Genomic DNA, 17,717 nt, shown 5'->3' with positions numbered 1-17,717 from the left:
GGGAGGGGGGCGCGGGCCGCATGCCGTCGCGGGAGGGGCGTCGCGGGGCGTCGTGGGGGCGTCGTGAGGGAGCAGGCGCCACGGGCGCCCCCACGACTAACCCTGCTTCTTCTTCGCCTTCTTCTCCGCATCATCCTCAATGACCGCCTCGGCCACCTGCTGCATCGACAACCGCCGGTCCATCGACGTCTTCTGAATCCACCGGAACGCCGCCGGCTCCGACAGCCCGTACTCCGTCTGCAAAATGCTCTTCGCCCGGTCCACCAGCTTCCGCGTCTCCAGCCGCTGCGTAAGGTCGGCGACCTCACTCTCCAGCGTCTTCAGCTCCGTATAGCGCGAAACAGCCATCTCGATGGCCGGCACCACATCACCCTTGCTGAACGGCTTCACCAGATACGCCATGGCCCCGGCATCCCGCGCCCGCTCCACCAGCTCCCGCTGGGAGAACGCGGTCAGCATCAGCACCGGCGCGATCGAGTCGGCGGCGATCTGCTCGGCGGCGGAGATACCGTCGAGCACCGGCATCTTCACATCCAGGATCACCAGATCCGGCCGGTGCTCCCGCGCCAGCCGCACCGCGGTCTCCCCGTCCCCCGCCTCCCCGACGACGGTGTAGCCCTCCTCCTCCAGCATCTCCTTCAGATCGAGCCGGATGAGAGCCTCATCCTCGGCGATGACCACCCGGGTGGTCTGCGGCGGCACGTGCTCGTCGCCGCCGGCGGTGGCGGCGGCGATGTCCTCCGGGGTTTCGGGGGTCTCGGGGGCGCTCACGGGGCTCCTCGGGGTATTGCCTGGCTGCGGTAGGGGCACCCACGAGGGTACCGACCTCTTGTAAGCTAGGCGTCGCCGCACTCCGGTATGCCCCGGTAGCCCAGAGGTAGAGGCCCGGTGCTCAAACCACCGACAGCGTGGGTTCGAATCCCACCCGGGGCACTTGATCTTCATGCGATCCGGTGATGGGCGGGGATTTCCGCTCGCCCAGGCCAGCGCTTCGATCATGTTCGTATGTGTGTACGATCTTGAGACGCGCAGGCGCGCATTGAACCTGGTCGCTGAGGGACGCAGTCTGAACTCCGTCAGCAAGCAGCTGGGGGTGTCCCGGGCGTCGATCCGCAGCTGGCTCATCCGGCTCGACCCGCTCCCCTCCGTGGTGAAGCGGGAGCAGTGCGTGCGCTGCCGACCGCAGCCGGGTATGCCCACGGCACCCGGGGCGTACGCCTACTTGTTCGGGCTGTACCTGGGTGATGGCTGCGTCAGCCGCCATCACCGTGGCAACTTCTCCCTGCGAATCGCCTGTGCGGACGCGTGGCCGGGGCTTATTGCCGCCTGTGCCGATGCCATCCGCGCAGTCCGGCCCGAGAGCAAGGTCTGCCGCGTGCAACGCGAGGGGTGTGTGGCAGTGACCAGCTGGAGCGTCCATTGGCCGTGCCTGTTTCCCCAGCACGGTGCAGGCAAGAAGCACGAGCGGCGGATCGCCACCGACGCCTGGCAGCAGGAGATCCTCGACCGCCACCCCTGGCCCTTCATCCGCGGGCTGATCCACTCCGACGGCTGCCGCATCACGAACTGGACCACGCGCCTCGTCGCGGGTCAACGCAAGCGCTACGAGTACCCGCGCTACTTCTTCAGCAACAAGTCCGACGACATCCGCAAACTGTTCACCGACACCCTCGACCGGGTCGGGGTCGAGTGGGCGCACGGCAGACAGCGGACTCGCGGTGTCAAGAACATCTCCGTCGCCAGACGCGCCTCCGTCGCCCTCATGGACGCCCACGTCGGGCCCAAGTACTGACCCTCACCTCCCCGGTGTCCTGGAGGTGTCCGGGCGGCGTTCGGGCGCTGTCACCGTTCATCCACAGGCAGTAGAACGCGGCATCAACTTGACGTATGGTCGCGAGCATTGCTGTGCGGGGGAGCCTGCAGACCTACGGGAGGGGACGGCTAGGCGATGTCTGCGCCGACGCGACGACGACTGCGCCAGGGTGCGATGACCGCGGCGGTGGCCGCTGCCGCGATGGCGGCGTTGACCGCGTCGCAGGCGCCGGGGCTGGAGGCGGGGTCGGAGGCTCCGGGGAAGAGTGCTCCCGATCAGGCGCCGGGGGGCGGGGAGGACTCGATCACGGGTGGTTCTCCTTACTACACCGACTTGCCGCCGCTGGAGAGCGCCAATCCCTTGCCGGGGGACGATCTGGGGGACGAGGCCGACGAGTCCGGTATCCCGGCGACGGTGCTGGACGCGTACAAGCGGGCGGAGAGTCGGCTCGCGCGCAGCAGTCCCGGGTGCAATCTGGAGTGGGAGCTGCTGGCGGCCATCGGCCGGGTGGAGTCGGGGCATGCGCGTGGCGGGGATGTGACGTCGGATGGTACGACGCACAATCCGATCCTGGGGCCCGTGCTGAACGGGAACGGGTTCGCCAACATCACGGACACGGACGGCGGCGAGTACGACGGGGACACGAGTCATGACCGTGCCGTGGGTCCGATGCAGTTCATTCCGTCGACGTGGGCGACGTGGGGCAGCGATGGCAACGATGACGGGGAGCGGGACCCGGACAACGTCTATGACGCGGCGCTTGCGGCGGGGCGGTATTTGTGTGCGGGTGGGCGTGATCTGTCGTCGCAGGCGGATCTGGAAGCGGCGATCCTGGGGTACAACCAGTCGGAGTCGTATCTGCGTACGGTTCTGACCTGGTACGACTTCTACAAGGAGGGTGGCGCCGACCCGGTGCCGGATGGTTCCGGGGCCGATCCGGGTGACCGGAGCGACGGCATCAGTACGCCGACTCCGCCGCCGGACCGTTCGGGGAACGGCAAGCCGGGCAAGGACGGCGAGGACGGCAAGGGCGGTGGCAAGGGCGACGGGAACGTCGACGGGAACGTCGGCGGTGACGGTAAGGATCCCGGGGGTGAGGAGCCCTCGCCGCCGGATGACGGGGACGACACTCCGGGTGAGCCGGTGCCGACGATTGCGGATCTGCGGGTGGCGAGTGCGCAGTCGTCCACCGCGTATACCGGTGCCGACTTTGCCGAGCGTCCGAAGGTGCGGGCGGTGACGTCGCGGGGTGCGGGGGTGTCGGCCAAGACGGTGACGTTCAGTATTCAGGGTCAGACGGGCGCGGTGTTCGACGGTGGTGGGAAGACCGCGTCGGTGACGACGAACTCGTCGGGTTATGCGACTGCGCCGGTGGTCGGTGCGGGCAAGCTGACGGGGGAGTTCACGATCCGCGCGACGGCGGGGAGTGGTGTGAGCCCGGTGGACTTCGCGGCCGAGGTGGAGGCGTCGTACGGGCTGGCGCGTATGGGTGACGCGGCGTTGACGGCGGCGGCGGGCGGCGAGTTCGGTGCTGTCGAGGCGAAGGTGACGTATCGGGGCGGTCCGGCCGTGAAGGCGCCGGTGACGGCGGCGATGGTCACGGAGGCGGGCGAGCAGAACGACAAGGGCCCGTACTTCACGGACGCGGACGGCAATCCTGTCCGGAAGCTGAATCTGACGACGGCCGATGACGGCACGGTGGCGTTGCCGACCATTCACGCGGGTGATGCGGCGGGGACGTTCCTGCTGCTGTTGACGACGAACGAGGGCGTGACGCTGACGCTGGAGTTGACGGTGGAGTAGGCGCCGCCGGGTGTCTCCCGCCCGTACTCCCGCCCGGCTGCCGGTTGGTGGCCGGGCGGTCGGTGTTTCAGCGGTCCGTGTGCGTGCGGCGGGTGGTGTGGCGTGTGGGTGTGGCGGTGGCCGGGTCGTCGGGCCAGGGGTGTTTGGGGTAGCGGCCGCGTAGTTCGGCGCGGACCGCGGGGTAGCCGTGGCGCCAGAAGGACTTGAGGTCGGCGGTGACGGCGGCGGGGCGGCCGGCGGGGGAGAGCAGGTGTACCAGGAGTGGTACGCGGCCGTCGGCGATCCGCGGTGTCTCGTCGAGTCCGAAGAGTTCTTGGAGTTTGACGGCGAGTACGGGTTGCTGCGGGTCGGTGTAGTCGATGCGGATGTGGGAGCCGCTGGGTACGTCGATGCGTTCGGGGGCGAGTTCGTCGAGGCGGGTGGCTTCGCCGTGGGTCCAGGGGAGGAGTCCTTGGAGTACGCGGCGGGCGTCGGTGTGGCGCGGGTCGTCGTCGAGCCAGTCGTCGGCGCGGGCGAGGAGGGCGTCGTCGGTGACGTCGGGCCAGGGGGCGCCGAGGGTGTGGTGGAGGAAGGCGAGCCGGCGGCGGAGTGCGTGGGCGGAGTCGGTCCAGGTCAGGAGGGTGGTGCCGGTGCGTCGGAGTCCGTCGAGGCGGGCGGCGCGGAGGCGGGTGGGGTCGGGGTGGGGGAGGGGTTGTGTGTGGAGTTCCACGGCGCCGAGGCGGGTGACGCGGCGGGCTGTGACGTCGTGGCGGGTGGTGGACCAGGTGATTTCTTCGGTGGTGTCGAGGAGGGTTTCGGCGGCGCGGAGGGCGGTGGCCTCGTCGATGGGGGCGCCGAGGCGTAGCCGGGCTCCGGCGGCGCCGAGGGGGCGGTCGGCGGCGGCGACGGCGAGCCAGGGCTGGCCGCGGAGTGTGGATGCGGTGCCGGTTTCGACGCGGGTGCCGGATGCCATGAGGTAGGAGTCCTGGCCGCGTGCGCGGGCGACGCGTTCGGGGAAGGCGAGGGCGGCGACGAGTCCGGCGACGGCGTCGTCGCCGGTTGTGCGGCTGGTCTCGGGGGTGCTGGTCTGGGGTGCGGTGGTGTGGGGTGGCGGGGTGTCTCGGGCGGGTTCCGGGGGTGGGGTGGCGTTCCTGCGTTCGGCGGGGTCGCGGGGCCGGGGGTCGGGGCCGGGTGGTTCGGCGTGGGCTGCGGGGCTGGGTCCGGTGGTTGCGAGGGCGCGGCGGAGGCGTTGTGCTTCGCGGCGCCAGCGGGGGGCGTAGGGGTCGCCGCCGCGGCGGGCGCGGCGCCAGGCGGCGGCGAGGTCGTCGCCGTATGAGCGTGGCGGTTCTTCGCTGAGGAGGGCGACGGCTTCCGCGGCTGCCCGGGGGTCGGCTTCGGCGGCGGCGTCGAGGAGGGCGCGGCCGAGGCGGGGGTGGAGGCCGAGCCGGGCGAGGTGGGTGCCGCGGGGGGTGGGGCGGCCGGTGGTGTCGACGGCGCCGATTGCGCGGAGGACGTCGCGGGCGGCGGCCATGGCGCCGGGTGGCGGGGTGTCGAGGAGGGCGAGGCCGGTGGCGTCGGGGTCGCCCCAGCAGGCGGTCTGGAGGGCGAAGGTGGTGAGGTCGGCGACAGCGATTTCGGGTGAGGGGTGGCGGGGGAGCCGGTCGTCTTCGGCCTGGGGCCAGCAGCGGAGGGCGAGTCCGGGGGCTTCTCGTCCGGCCCGGCCGAGTCGTTGGGCGGCGGTGGCGGCGGAGACTCGTACGGTCGTGAGGGCGCCGAGGCCGCGGGCGTGGTCCATGCGTGGTTCGCGGGCGAGTCCGGCGTCGACGACGGTTCGTACGCCGGGGACGGTGAGGCTTGATTCGGCGACGGCGGTGGAGAGGATGATGCGGCGTTCGTCGGGGGCGCCGCCGCGTAGGACGGTGTTCTGGGTTTCGGCGGGTGCCTGTCCGTGGAGTTGCAGGACGGTTGCGTCCACGCCGGTGAGTTGCGCGGCGACGCGGGCGATCTCTCCGGCGCCGGGGAGGAAGCACAGGATGTCGCCGTCGGGTCGGCGCAGTGCTTCGCGTACGACGTCGGCGACGTGGGTGAGGAGTGCGGGGTCGACGCGGGTGCCGTGCGCGGGGCGTGTGCCGGGGGGTGGGGGCCGGTGGGCGATGGCGACGGGGTGCATGGTGCCTTCGGCGCGTACGACGGGGGCGGGGGCGGTGGTGTCGGGCGGGGTGAGGAGGCGGGCCCAGGCGTCGGTGTCGGAGGTGGCGGAGGCGGTGAGGAGGTGGAGGTCGGGGCGGAGGGTGGCGCGTACGTCGATGAGGAAGGCGAGGGCGGTGTCGGCGTCGAGGTGGCGTTCGTGGCATTCGTCGAGGAGGACGGTGTCGGTTCCGGGGAGTTCGGGGTCGCGCTGGAGGCGTTGGAGGAGGACGCCGGTGGTGACGACTTCGACGCGGGTGCGGGGTCCGGCACGGCGTTCGCCGCGGACGGTGTAGCCGACGTGGTCGCCGGTTTCCTCGCCGAGGAGCCAGGCCATGCGCCGGGCGGCGGCGCGGGCGGCCATGCGGCGGGGTTCGGCGACGAGGACGCGGCGGGGTGGGGTGCCGGGGGTGGCGCCGGGGGTGAGGCCGGCGAGGGCGAGGGGGACGAGGGTGGTCTTGCCGGTGCCGGGCGGGGCGGCGAGGACGGCGGCGCCGGGGCCGTCGAGGGCGGCGTGCAGGGCGGGGAGGGCGTGCCGTACGGGCAGGGCGTCGAGTGCGTCGGAGCGGAGGGCCACGGAGGTCAGTGTGCTATGGGCGGTGGGGCGGGGGGTGGCCGCCCGCGGTCGTCGGGGTGCGGGGTGGTGCTGCGGGGCCTTCAGGCGGCCTCGCACACGAAGATCGCCGTTCCGGGGATCAGGTGGCCGCGCAGCGGGGACCAGCCGCCCCATTCCTGGTCGTGCCAGTCCGGCCATTCCGGTTCCACCAGGTCCAGCAGCCGGAAGCCGCCGGCGACGACGTCGCGGACGCGGTCGCCCACTGTCCGGTGGTGTTCGACGTACACGGCGTGTCCGTCGTCGTCCTGCTCGACGTAGGGCGTGCGGTCGAAGTACGAGGCGGCGACGGACAGCCCTTCGGGTCCTGGTTCGTCCGGGAAGGCCCAGCGCACGGGGTGGGTGACGGAGAAGACCCACCGGCCGCCGGGTCGCAGGACGCGTCTGACCTCCCGCATGACGGCGGCGGGGGCGGCGACGAACGGTACGGCGCCGTAGGCGGAGCACGCGAGGTCGAACGTGGCGTCGCGGAACGGCAGCGCGGTCGCGTCGGCCTGGAGCAGCGGAAACGGTGCGGGTTCGGTGGCGCCGGGCCGGGTGGGGTGTCCGGTGGCGGCCGTGGCCAGCCGGCGGGCGTGTTGCAGCTGCCGGTGGGAGAGGTCGAGCGCGACGGGTTTCGCCCCTTGCTCCGCGAGCCAGCGCGCGCACTGTGCGGCGCCCGCGCCGACCTCCAGGACGGTGCGTCCGGTCAGCGAGTCCGGGGGGCCGAGGAGCCGTGCGTCGGCCTCGTCGAGTCCTTCGGGGCCCCAGACGAAGCGGGCGCCGTCGGGGCCGCCGAGGAATCCGCCGTGTTCGCGCTGGTAGTCGTCGGCGTTGCGGTCCCACCAGCTTCGGCTCGCTCGTCGGGTTTCCCGCGCGGGGACGGGACGTCGGGTAGCCTCTGCCGGAACATCCGCGGGGGTGGTGCCGTCGGCCTCGTGGGCGTGGGTTTCGTACTCGTGGACCATGGGCCGGACCCGTCGTACTCTCTTCCTGGCAGGCGCGAAGTGACGGAGCGCCACTGCTGCCGGGTATGGGGCGGCATGCCCCAGGTGCACTCTTCGCGCATTGACCATGCCCGGCTGCCCCCGTATGCTACAAGTTGCGCTGCGGGCCTGCGTGCCTCGGACGGAGCAGGCCGCGCTCGCATCTGTTGTATGTCCCCTCGGTTCACGAGGCGCTGCCGGACTTCCGGGTGGGAGTCGGGAAAGCGCCTCTCAGGCTGTCCGGCTTCGGCGGTGCGATCACAGGGCTCTCGGCGTGGAGTGACGACGACTCAATTGCCCGTACCGGAGCCCAATCCCACATGACGAGCAGCACCGAGAACACCGCGGCCGCCACTGAGCAGGTCGCGGTCAACGACATCGGTTCCGAGGAAGCCTTCCTCGCCGCGATCGACGAGACGATCAAGTACTTCAACGACGGCGACATCGTCGACGGCGTCATCGTGAAGGTCGACCGGGACGAGGTCCTGCTCGACATCGGCTACAAGACCGAGGGTGTCATCCCTTCGCGGGAACTCTCGATCAAGCACGACGTCGACCCGAACGAGGTCGTCGCCGTCGGCGACGAGATCGAGGCCCTTGTCCTGCAGAAGGAGGACAAGGAGGGCCGCCTGATCCTCTCGAAGAAGCGTGCGCAGTACGAGCGCGCGTGGGGCACCATCGAGAAGATCAAGGAAGAGGACGGCATCGTCACCGGTACCGTCATCGAGGTCGTCAAGGGCGGTCTCATCCTCGACATCGGCCTGCGGGGCTTCCTGCCCGCGTCGCTGGTCGAGATGCGCCGCGTGCGCGACCTGCAGCCCTATGTCGGCAAGGAGCTCGAAGCCAAGATCATCGAGCTGGACAAGAACCGGAACAACGTGGTTCTGTCCCGCCGTGCCTGGCTGGAGCAGACCCAGTCGGAGGTCCGCCAGACCTTCCTCACCACCCTGCAGAAGGGCCAGGTGCGGTCGGGTGTGGTCTCCTCGATCGTCAACTTCGGCGCCTTCGTGGACCTGGGCGGTGTGGACGGCCTGGTGCACGTGTCCGAGCTGTCCTGGAAGCACATCGACCACCCCTCCGAGGTGGTCGAGGTCGGCCAGGAGGTCACGGTCGAGGTGCTGGACGTCGACATGGACCGCGAGCGGGTCTCGCTGTCGCTGAAGGCGACCCAGGAAGACCCGTGGCAGCAGTTCGCCCGTACGCACCAGATCGGCCAGGTCGTGCCCGGCAAGGTCACGAAGCTGGTGCCGTTCGGCGCGTTCGTCCGGGTCGACGAGGGCATCGAGGGCCTGGTCCACATCTCCGAGCTGGCCGAGCGGCACGTGGAGATCCCGGAGCAGGTCGTGCAGGTCGGCGACGAGATCTTCGTCAAGGTCATCGACATCGACCTGGAGCGTCGCCGCATCAGCCTGTCGCTGAAGCAGGCGAACGAGACCTTCGGGCCGGACCCGATGGCCGTCGACTTCGACCCGACGCTCTACGGCATGGCCGCCTCGTACGACGACCAGGGCAACTACATCTACCCCGAGGGCTTCGACCCGGAGACCAACGAGTGGCTCGACGGGTACGAGAAGCAGCGCGAGGAGTGGGAGGGCCAGTACGCCGAGGCCCACGCCCGCTTCGAGCAGCACCAGGCGCAGGTCGTCAAGTCCCGCGAGGCCGACGCCCAGGCGGCGGCCGAGTCGGGCGAGGCGGCGCCGGCTCCGGCCGGCGGCGGTTCGTACTCCTCCGAGGGTGCCGACGACTCCGGCGCGCTGGCCTCGGACGAGGCGCTGGCGGCGCTCCGCGAGAAGCTGGCCGGCGGCCAGAGCTGACCGGGTTCGCGTGGCGTAGCGGGTAGGACGCGCGGCACGAGAGCACGGCTGTACGACAGGCGGAAGCCCGCTGTCCCTCCGGGGGCGGCGGGCTTCCGCCTGTCGTGTCCTCCGCCGCGGGTGTGTGGGCGTCCGCCGGGGGCGTGCGGGGGTGGGCGGGGCGCGTGCAGGCGCGCCGGGGCCGCTGCTCCGGGCGCGTACGCTGGGGTCATGTCCCTGTCCGTACGCCGGTTTCGCCTGCCCCGGGGGCGCGCCGCGGACGCCGCCCTCGCGGCCGGGGTCGGCGTGCTGGTGGCGCTGGGCACGGTGCAAGCGCTCGTGGGCCAGCGCCGCGAGTCGTGGGCGACGACGGCGCTGGGCTGGGCGCTGATCGCGCTGAGCTGCGGGGCGCTGTACTTCGCCCGCCGCTATCCGGCGGCGGTGGGCGTGTTCGTCGTCCTGGCCGTCGGCGTCTACTACGTGAGCAGCGCGTACGACGGTCCGCTGTTCGGCGCGCTGGTCGTCGCCCTGTACAACGTGGCGGCCGCGGGGCGGGTGCGCGCGGCGGTGGCGCTGGGGCTGCTCGTCATCGCCGGCACCACCGCGGGGACGGTGTCGGGCAACGACGACATCAACGGCGCCGCGCTGTTCATGCTCACCGGCTGGATCGTGGCGGTCGTGGCGCTGGGCGCCATGTGGCACGGGCGGCGGGCGCACGTCGAGAACGAGGCGCGCCGGCGCGCGACGGAGGAGAGGCTGCGCATCGCGCGCGAGCTGCACGACGTCATCGGGCACAGCATCTCGCTCATCAACGTCCAGTCCGGCGCCGCGCTGCACCGGCTGAAGAAGAGCGACGCGCCGGACCCGGCCGCCGCCGAGGCGCTGGCGACCATCAAGGAGACCAGCCGCGAGACGCTGCGCGAGCTGCGCACCACCCTCGGCGTGCTGCGGCACGTCGACGAGGCGGCGCCCACCGCGCCCCCGCCCGGGCTGACGCGCCTGGGCGAGCTGACCAAGCGCACGGCGGACACGGCGGGGCTGCGGGTGCGCACGGTGGTGGCGGGCGCGGAGCGGACGCTGCCGGCGGAGCTGGATCTGGCCGCGTACCGCGTCGTACAGGAGTCGCTGACGAACGTCGCGCGGCATGCGCGGGGGGCCACGGCCGTGACCGTACGGCTGGACTACGGTGAGCGTGAGCTGCGGCTGGAGGTCGAGGACGACGGGCGTGGCGGGTCCGGCGGCGGGTCCGGCGGCGGTCTCGGCGGCGGCAGCGGGATCGGCGGCATGCGGGAGCGGGCCAGGGCGGTCGGCGGGGAGCTGGCAGCCGGGCCGCGGCCGGACGGCGCCGGCTTCGTCGTCACCGCCCGGCTGCCCTACGGAACGGAGCACGCGCAGGCATGATCAGGATTCTGCTCGCGGACGACCAGAAGCTGGTGCGCGCCGGCTTCCGCTCGATCCTGGCCGACGAGGCCGACCTCGACGTGGTCGGGGAGGCGAGCGACGGCGACGAGGCGGTGGCCGCGTGCCGCGAACTGCGCCCCGACGTCGTGCTGATGGACATCCGGATGCCGGGCACCGACGGCCTGGAGGCCGCCCGGCGGATCGCCGTGGACGAGCGGCTGGCAGGCGTGCGGGTCGTCATCCTGACGACGTTCGACCTCGACGACTACGTGTACGGGGCGCTGCGTGCCGGCGCCGCCGGGTTCCTGGTCAAGGACACCGAGCCGGAGGAACTGGTCCACGCGGTGCGGGTGGCGGCGCGCGGCGACGCGCTGATCAGCCCGTCGGTGACGCGGCGGCTGATCGCCGAGTTCGCCGGCCGGGTGAAGGCGCCGGAGCCGAGCCCGCGGCTGAACGCGCTGACGGAGCGGGAGGCCGAGGTGATGGAGCTGGTGGCGGCGGGGCTGACGAACGACGAGATCGCCGATCGGCTGGTGCTGAGCCCGGCGACGGCGAAGACGCACGTGAGCCGCATCATGACGAAGCTGGGGGTACGGGACCGGGCGCAGCTGGTGGTGCTGGCGTACGAGTCGGGGATGGTGCGGCCCGGGTGGCTGGGGCCCTGACGGGACGGGCTCGCGGGTCTGGAGCCGTGGCCGGCCGGCGCGGGCGCGTGCGTGTAGGGAAACGCCGGGCACGTCGGGTGCGCGGGACGGGGGTGTCGGCGGGCGCGTCGGGCACGGGTGGTGCCGGCGAGTGCGGCTGCCCCCGGGTGGTGCGGGCGAGGGCGTCCGTGTCGGCGGGGCGGCCTACCCTGGGGCGGGTGTGCGGGGCTGGAGCAAGGCGCCGGCCGGGGGCGCGGGATCGGGGCCCGTACGGGGCCGTCGGGGTGCCACCTAGGGGATCGGCGCGGGTTCGGGGGCCGGTCGCAACCCGGGTAGTACGGGTCGGCCGGGGGGCGCAACCAGCGGGGTAGGGACGGTGTCCGCGTACGGGCGACGTGCCGGCCGCGGCCGCCGCCGCACGCTGGCGTCATGTCCGCACACACCGCACCTCCACCGCCCCCGCCCGACGCGCGCCCCGGGCTCTTCGCCCGGCTCGCCGACTGGTCGCGCCGGCACCGCCGGCTCGCGATCCTGCTCTGGGTCGCCGTCCTCCTCGGCGTCACCGCCGGCTCCCAGGCCGCCGGAAGCAACTGGCGCAACGACTTCTCCCTCCCCGGCACCGACTCGCAGGCCGCCACCGACCTGCTGGAGCGGCACGGCTCCGCGCAGGCCGGCGACAGCATCGAGATCGTGTTCCAGGACGAGCGCGGGATGCGCGCGGCCGGCACCGAGCAGGGCGTCGAACGCCTGCTGGAGCAGGTGCGCGGGCTGCCGAGCGTCGTGGACGTGCGCAGCCCGTACGCCGACGGCGGCGCGGCGGTCTCCGAGGGCGGCGACATCGCGTACGCCACCGTCACCCTCGACGGCAAGGCCGAGTCCGTGCCGAAGGCGGACGTCGAGGAGATCATCGACACCGCGCAGCGGGCCGGGAGCGACGCGCTCCAGGTCGAGCTGGGCGGCGAGGCCGTGCGCAGCGCCGAGGAGGGCGGCGGCGGGGCCGCCGAGGGGGCGGGCATGCTCGCCGCGCTGGTGATCCTCGTGCTGCTCTTCGGCTCGCTGGTGGCCGCCGCCGTGCCGCTGGTCACCGCACTGCTCGCGGTCGGCACCGCGGTCGGCCTGATCACCCTGGCCGGGCACGCCTTCACCGTCGCCGACTTCACCCCGCCGATCATGATGCTCGTCGGCCTCGGCGTCGGCGTCGACTACGCCCTGCTGATCTTCTACCGGTACCGCCACGAGCTGATCCGCGGCGCCGGCCGGGACAGCGCCGCGCGCATCGCGCTCGACGCCGCCGGGCGCACGGTCTTCTTCGCCGGCTGCACCGTGATCATCGCCCTCCTCGGCCTGGTCGCCCTCGGCCTGGGGTCGCTCCAGGGGGTAGCGCTCGCGGTGGCGCTGACCGTGCTGGTCACCATGGCCGCGTCGCTGGTGCTGCTGCCGGCGCTGCTCACCGTGTTCGGCCGCCGCATCCAGCGCCACGTCCTCGCGCGCGCCGGGAAGGCGGCGGCGAAGGGCCGGGTCGAGGGCCGGCGCTGGCGGGCCCTCGCGACCGCCGTGCAGCGCCGCCCGCTGCCCGCGCTGGTCGCGGCCCTGGTCGCGCTGCTGGCCCTGTCGGCGCCCGCGCTGGGCATGCGGCTCGGCTTCGCCGACGCCGGGAACGACGCGCCGTCCAGCACCAGCAGGCAGGCGTACGACCTGCTCGCCGAGGGCTTCGGGCCCGGCTTCAACGGCCCGCTCGTCGTCGTCGCGGAGGGCGGCGGGGACGGCGGCGCCGCGGCGGCCGCGGAGCGGGCGCAGGCCCGGATCGCGCAGGCCGGCGGCGTCGCCGCGACGACCCCGCCGCTGCCGTCCGAGGACGGCGAGGTCGCCACCGTCGTCGTCTTCCCGGACTCGGCGCCGCAGGACGCCGCGACCGCGGACCTCGTGCACGACCTGCGCGACGACGTGCTGCCGCCGCTGGCGGCCGACACCGGCGCGGAGTACCTGGTCGGTGGGTCCACCGCCGGCACCCAGGACTTCTCCGACACCGTCGCCGACCGGATGCCGCTGTTCGTCGCCCTGGTCGTCGGGCTGTCGACGCTGCTGCTGATGGTGGTCTTCCGCTCGCTGTGGATCCCGCTGAAGGCCGCCGTGCTGAACCTGCTGTCCATCGGCGCCGCGCTCGGCGTGATCACGCTGGTGTTCCAGGAGGGCTGGTTCGGGGTGCAGCCGGGGCCCATCGAGGCGTTCATCCCCGTGATGATCTTCGCGATCGTCTTCGGGCTCTCCATGGACTACGAGGTCTTCCTCGTCTCCCGGATGCACGAGGAGTGGGAGCGTACGAGGAACGCCACGCACGCGGTGCGCGAGGGCCTGGCCGTCACCGGGCAGGTGATCACCGCGGCGGCGCTGATCATGATCGTGGTGTTCGGCGCGTTCATCCTCAGCCCGGAGCGGATGCTCCAGCAGTTCGGCCTGGGGCTGGCGGTGGCGATCCTGCTGGACGCCGTGGTGATCCGCTGCCTGATCGTGCCCGCGGTGATGCAGCTGCTCGGCCGGCACGCCTGGTGGCTGCCGGGTCCGCTGGCCAGGAAGCTGCCGCGGGTGGCGCTGGAGCGGCCCGAGGAGCCCGAGGGGCGTGCGGAGTACGAGGGGGCGGAGCGCTCCGGGGCGCGGGGCGCCGGGATCCCGTAGGGCACCGGGTACCGCGCGGATGCGGCGGGCCCGCCCGTACGGCCGCGGCCACGGGCGGGCCCGCGCGTGCGGGCCCGTGCGTACGGGGCCCGTGCGCGTCCGGTACGGGCGCGGGGCCCGCACGCCCGTACGCCGGCGTCCGCCCCCGCGCGCCGGCGCCTCCGGGCGCTCAGCGGCGCTTCTCCGCCTCCTGCCGCCACTGCCCGTCCTCCCGGCGGTCGAGCCACACCACCGGGTGCTCCTCGGCCTCCGACAGCCGCGTCCACCAGCCGCCCAGCGCACCCCGCACCACCACCGTCGGCAGCGCCTCGGCCAGCGCCGCGCGGGCCATGTCGGGCTCGTCGCTGTTGCGCTCCTCGGCGGAGACGGTGTCCCAGGCGGAGAGCAGGCCGCGGGCGGCGTCGTAGGTCTCGACGGCGTACGGGCGTCCGGCCAGGTCGGCGCCGAGGGCCTCGCGCACGGCGGCGCGGCGGTCGGCGTCGGGGTCCAGGCGGATGTCGTAGTGGCCGCGGACGGTCAGCCAGCCGTCCGGTACGGAGAAGTCCGCGTCGGCGGCGGCGTTGCGGCCGGTGCAGGCCGGCGCGGTGGGGTCCCACAGCGCCTTCACCCCGTCGAACCCGCTGTCCTCCACCTCCTCCAGCCACTCCGCCAGGCTCCGCACCCCGCCCTCCAGGAACACCGCGTCCGGCCGGAACCGGCGGATGCCCTCGGCCGGCGGCCCCGTGTCGTCGGCGCGCACCTCGACGCCCTCCGCGCGCAGCCGGGCCACCACCGCCCGGGTGGGGTCGGCGGCGGCGTCGCCGCGGACGTAGACCTTGTGCACGCCGGGCGTGGCGGCGAGGTGGCGGGCCAGCACGACGGCCATGTCGGCGGTGGAGGCGGAGGAGCGCAGCTCGCCGGTGTCGGCGTAGCGGGGCTCGGGTTCGGCGCCGTCGTGGCGGCAGGCGCGTACGACCGGGAGGCGGAAGGACGTCAGGCCGCTCTCCGGCAGCCGGAGGGTGTGGTCGCCGCCGACCACCCCGGTCAGGCCCGGCTCCAGCTGCAGCCAGCGCGCTATCAGCCGGCGGTTCGCGGGCTCGGCGGACTCCTTGTGGGCGGTGAGGTCCGTGACGCCCAGCGGCGGCGCGGCCACGCCGCCGTTGCCGGCGCCGGTGCCGCCGTGGTCGGCGAGCGCCCGGGTCACGCTGCGGGTCAGGACGCTGTCCCGGCCGCCGCCCGGGTCGGCGTCCCCCAGGGCGCCGATGCGGTACACGCCGGTGAAGGCGGCGGCCGTGGTGGCGTCCGGCGACGGCGCTCCGCCCGGCCGCAGCCCGGTGCCGCCGGGCCACGCGGACACGACGATGCTCACGATCACGAGGATGCAGGCACCTATGGCGGCGAGCGTCAGCGAGCGTGACATACGGCCCCGGCCTCCACGCCGGTGCCACAGCCGATCCCGCAACGCGCCGCGCCCGCCCGGGACTTCACGTCCCGGCCCCTCCTGAGGCACGACGACCCCCTCCTTCCGCCGGGAAGGACGCAATCGGCCGCGGCGGGGTTCCGTCCCCGCACCAGAAGATCCGGCCGTCTTTCCGCCGGCGGCAGCGGCGCTGACCTGCCGTACGGCCGGGCCGCGCCGGCCCGCCCGGGGGCGTGCGCACAATCCGTTTGCGTCACCGGGAATCACCGCGGGCACGCGGGGTGTTACACACTCATGAGCATGTACGAATGGGACCCCAGCGGGCTCGCGGCAGTCGACGCGGTGCTGGAGCACGACTCGGCGGGGCTGACCCTGCTCTACCACCTCGAAGGCTTCATCGACGCCGGCGAGACCGGCGCCCAGATCACCGAGCGGCTGCTCGGCGACCTGCCGCACGAGGTCGTCGCCCGCTTCGACCACGACCGGCTCGTCGACTACCGGGCGCGCCGCCCCCTCATGACCTTCCGCCGCGACCACTGGGCCGCGTACGAGGTCCCCGCGCTCGAACTGCACCTCGTGCGCGACGCGACCGCCAGCCCGTTCCTGCTGCTGTCCGGCCCCGAGCCCGACGTGGAGTGGGAGCGCTTCGCGGCGGCCGTGCGGGAGATCGTCGAGCGGCTGAACGTGCGCCTCGCGGTCAACTACCACGGCGTCCCCATGGGCGTGCCGCACACCCGCCCGGTGGGTCTCACGCCGCACGGCAACCGCATCGACCTGGTGCCGGGCCACCGCAGCGTCTTCGACGAGGCCCAGGTGCCCGGCAGCGCCGACGCGCTCCTGGAGTACCGGCTCGGGGAGGCCGGGCACGACGTCCTGGGCGTCGCCGCCCACGTCCCGCACTACCTGGCCCGCACCCCGTATCCCGACGCGGCGCTGACGGTGCTGGAGTCGATCACCTCGGCGACCGGCCTGGTCCTCCCGGGCGTGGCGCACGCGCTGCGCTCCGAGGCCCTCAAGGTGCAGAACGAGATCGAGCGCCAGGTCGACGAGGGCGACGAGGAGCTGGTGGGCATGGTCCGCGGGCTGGAGCACCAGTACGACGCGCTGGCCGGCGGCGAGGACCGGGAGAACCTGATGGCCGAGCCTGCCGAGCTGCCCTCGGCGGACGAGCTGGGCAGCGCCTTCGAGCAGTTCCTCGCGGAGCGCGAGGAGGGCGACTGACGCCCGGCGCGCGCGAAGGAGGGCCGGGGCGCGGACGGTTCGGCCCCTCGCGCCTGCGGCGGGCGGGGGGCCGGTGGCGTACGGCACCTAGGCTGAGGTCATGCTGACGGTGGGACTGACCGGCGGGATCGGCGCCGGCAAGAGCGCGGTGGCGGAGCTGCTGGCCTCGTACGGAGCGGTGATCGTCGACTCCGACAAGATCGCCCGCGAGGTGGTGGAGCCCGGCACGGCGGGGCTGGCCGCGGTCGTCGCGGAGTTCGGCCCGGACGTGCTGGCCGCCGACGGCACCCTGGACCGGGCGAAGCTCGGCGGCATCGTCTTCGCCGACGCCGGCCGGCGCGAGGCGCTCAACGCCATCGTTCACCCGCTGGTGCGCGAGCGCTCCGCCGCCCTGACGGAGGCGGCGGGCCCGGACGCGGTCGTCGTGAACGACGTGCCGCTGCTCACCGAGAACGGCCTCGCCGGGCTCTACGACGTGGTCGTGGTCGTCGACGTCGCGCCCGCCACGCAGCTCGACCGGCTGGTGCGGCTGCGCGGCATGACCGAGGACGAGGCCCGCGCCCGCATGGCGGCGCAGGCCACGCGCGCGGAGCGGCTCGCGATCGCCGACATCGTCGTCGACAACGACGGGACCCCGGCGGAACTGGCGCCGCGGGTACGGGAGGTCTGGGAGCAACTGGTGGCGCTCCAGGGGGTCAGGGGGCGGAATAGCGGGGCATGATCCCGTGTTGGGGGGACGAATCCGGCACGGAAGACAGATGCCGGACGCCACGACAGGGAAGCCGGAGAGGACGAGGAAGGAGACGCCGTGGCCGAGCGCAGCCCGGAGACCGACGTCGTCGACTACCGGGCGGCCGAGCAACTGCTCGCCGCCCGCGATCCGCGCGGTGCCGTCCAGTTGCTCGACCCGCTGGTCGAGGCCCACCCCGAGAAGGTCTCGCCGCGGCTGCTGCGCGCCCGCGCGCACTTCATGAGCGCCCGGCTGCGCGCGGCCGAGGCCGACTTCCGCACGGTCGTCGAGCGGGAGCCGGACAACGCCTACGCGCACTTCGCGCTGGCCCGCACGCTGGAGCGGGCCGGCGGCGACCCCGACGAGGTGCGGCGGCACTTCCGGCTGGCGGCGGCGCTCGACCCGCGGCCGGACTTCTGGGACGCGGCCGGGTTCGAGGACTAGTGCGCCGGGGCTATCGCCGGATCAGGTCTGGTCCAAGCCCGCGGGGCCGTGT

13 protein-coding genes and 1 tRNA gene are annotated in these 17,717 nt (G+C 73.5%); 10 read left to right on the top strand and 4 right to left on the bottom strand.

Translation table 11 applies throughout. The features are described from left to right. Positions 1-96 precede the first annotated feature (96 nt). Positions 97-771, bottom strand: a complete 675-nt coding sequence (locus ACHZ99_RS01745) for an ANTAR domain-containing response regulator (protein WP_420302488.1) — start codon at positions 769-771, stop codon at positions 97-99. Positions 772-860: 89 nt separating this feature from the next. Here ACHZ99_RS01745 and ACHZ99_RS01740 point away from each other — a divergent pair. The 3 genes from ACHZ99_RS01740 (at position 861) to ACHZ99_RS01730 (ending at position 3,616) form a co-directional block, all read left to right on the top strand. Continuing rightward, positions 861-933 (top strand) — tRNA-Leu (locus ACHZ99_RS01740). 76 nt (positions 934-1,009) lie between these two features. Further along, positions 1,010-1,792 carry a transcriptional regulator gene (locus ACHZ99_RS01735; protein ID WP_420302487.1) on the top strand — a complete coding sequence of 261 codons (783 nt, stop codon included), beginning with the start codon at positions 1,010-1,012 and terminating at the stop codon, positions 1,790-1,792. 396 nt (positions 1,793-2,188) lie between these two features. Then, complete coding sequence (locus tag ACHZ99_RS01730; protein ID WP_420303176.1) at positions 2,189-3,616, top strand: lytic transglycosylase domain-containing protein; 1,428 nt, start codon at positions 2,189-2,191, stop codon at positions 3,614-3,616. 67 nt (positions 3,617-3,683) lie between these two features. Here the strand turns inward: ACHZ99_RS01730 and ACHZ99_RS01725 are convergent, their stop codons facing one another. Then, complete coding sequence (locus tag ACHZ99_RS01725; RefSeq protein WP_420302486.1) at positions 3,684-6,359, bottom strand: ATP-dependent RNA helicase; 2,676 nt, start codon at positions 6,357-6,359, stop codon at positions 3,684-3,686. 80 nt (positions 6,360-6,439) lie between these two features. Continuing rightward, positions 6,440-7,342 (bottom strand): class I SAM-dependent methyltransferase, encoded by a 903-nt coding sequence (locus ACHZ99_RS01720; protein ID WP_420302485.1) that lies wholly within the window; start codon positions 7,340-7,342, stop codon positions 6,440-6,442. A 338-nt stretch (positions 7,343-7,680) separates the two neighbouring features. Here ACHZ99_RS01720 and rpsA point away from each other — a divergent pair, with 338 nt between their 5' ends. From rpsA to ACHZ99_RS01700, 4 genes are all read left to right on the top strand, one after another. Beyond that, positions 7,681-9,174, top strand: a complete 1,494-nt coding sequence (gene rpsA, locus ACHZ99_RS01715; protein ID WP_420302484.1) for a 30S ribosomal protein S1 — start codon at positions 7,681-7,683, stop codon at positions 9,172-9,174. Between the two features lie 210 nt (positions 9,175-9,384). Next, the gene (locus ACHZ99_RS01710) at positions 9,385-10,554 is read left to right on the top strand and encodes a sensor histidine kinase (RefSeq protein WP_420302483.1); all 1,170 of its coding nucleotides are present in this window, start codon (positions 9,385-9,387) and stop codon (positions 10,552-10,554) included. After that, a complete protein-coding gene (locus ACHZ99_RS01705; protein ID WP_420302482.1) occupies positions 10,551-11,219 on the top strand; it encodes a response regulator in 669 nt (222 codons plus the stop codon). Before ACHZ99_RS01710 ends, ACHZ99_RS01705 begins: the two co-directional genes overlap by 4 nt. Before the next feature lie 408 nt (positions 11,220-11,627). After that, positions 11,628-13,871: an MMPL family transporter gene (locus ACHZ99_RS01700; RefSeq protein WP_420302481.1), complete on the top strand. Its 2,244-nt coding sequence runs from the start codon at positions 11,628-11,630 to the stop codon at positions 13,869-13,871. Between the two features lie 169 nt (positions 13,872-14,040). On the opposite strand, the gene ACHZ99_RS01695 is transcribed toward ACHZ99_RS01700, so the two are convergent. Further along, positions 14,041-15,270, bottom strand: coding sequence for an ABC transporter substrate-binding protein (locus tag ACHZ99_RS01695; RefSeq protein ID WP_420302480.1), 1,230 nt, complete (start codon positions 15,268-15,270; stop codon positions 14,041-14,043). A 294-nt stretch (positions 15,271-15,564) separates the two neighbouring features. On the opposite strand from ACHZ99_RS01695, the gene ACHZ99_RS01690 reads away from it, so the two are divergent. The 3 genes from ACHZ99_RS01690 (at position 15,565) to ACHZ99_RS01680 (ending at position 17,665) form a co-directional block, all read left to right on the top strand. Next, complete coding sequence (locus ACHZ99_RS01690) at positions 15,565-16,491, top strand: PAC2 family protein (protein WP_420302479.1); 927 nt, start codon at positions 15,565-15,567, stop codon at positions 16,489-16,491. A 100-nt stretch (positions 16,492-16,591) separates the two neighbouring features. Beyond that, entirely contained in the window at positions 16,592-17,212 is a 621-nt protein-coding gene (coaE, locus tag ACHZ99_RS01685) for a dephospho-CoA kinase (protein ID WP_420302478.1), read from the top strand. 87 nt (positions 17,213-17,299) lie between these two features. Continuing rightward, on the top strand, positions 17,300-17,665 hold the full coding sequence (locus tag ACHZ99_RS01680) for a tetratricopeptide repeat protein (RefSeq protein ID WP_420302477.1): 366 nt from the start codon (positions 17,300-17,302) through the stop codon (positions 17,663-17,665). Positions 17,666-17,717: the final 52 nt, after the last annotated feature.

Origin of the sequence: Streptomyces sp. MAR4 CNX-425 (genome assembly GCF_048656465.1) — a bacterium.
Lineage (GTDB): Bacteria > Actinomycetota > Actinomycetes > Streptomycetales > Streptomycetaceae > Streptomyces.
This window is presented reverse-complemented; position numbering and strand designations above follow the sequence as displayed.

Coding starts and splice junctions, on each gene's coding strand:
- ACHZ99_RS01720 (WP_420302485.1), bottom strand. CDS start 7,342: ATGGTCCACGAGTACGAAACCCACGCCCACGAGGCCGACGGCACCACC.
- rpsA (WP_420302484.1), top strand. CDS start 7,681: ATGACGAGCAGCACCGAGAACACCGCGGCCGCCACTGAGCAGGTCGCG.
- ACHZ99_RS01710 (WP_420302483.1), top strand. CDS start 9,385: ATGTCCCTGTCCGTACGCCGGTTTCGCCTGCCCCGGGGGCGCGCCGCG.
- ACHZ99_RS01705 (WP_420302482.1), top strand. CDS start 10,551: ATGATCAGGATTCTGCTCGCGGACGACCAGAAGCTGGTGCGCGCCGGC.
- ACHZ99_RS01700 (WP_420302481.1), top strand. CDS start 11,628: ATGTCCGCACACACCGCACCTCCACCGCCCCCGCCCGACGCGCGCCCC.
- ACHZ99_RS01695 (WP_420302480.1), bottom strand. CDS start 15,270: ATGTCACGCTCGCTGACGCTCGCCGCCATAGGTGCCTGCATCCTCGTG.
- ACHZ99_RS01690 (WP_420302479.1), top strand. CDS start 15,565: ATGAGCATGTACGAATGGGACCCCAGCGGGCTCGCGGCAGTCGACGCG.
- coaE (WP_420302478.1), top strand. CDS start 16,592: ATGCTGACGGTGGGACTGACCGGCGGGATCGGCGCCGGCAAGAGCGCG.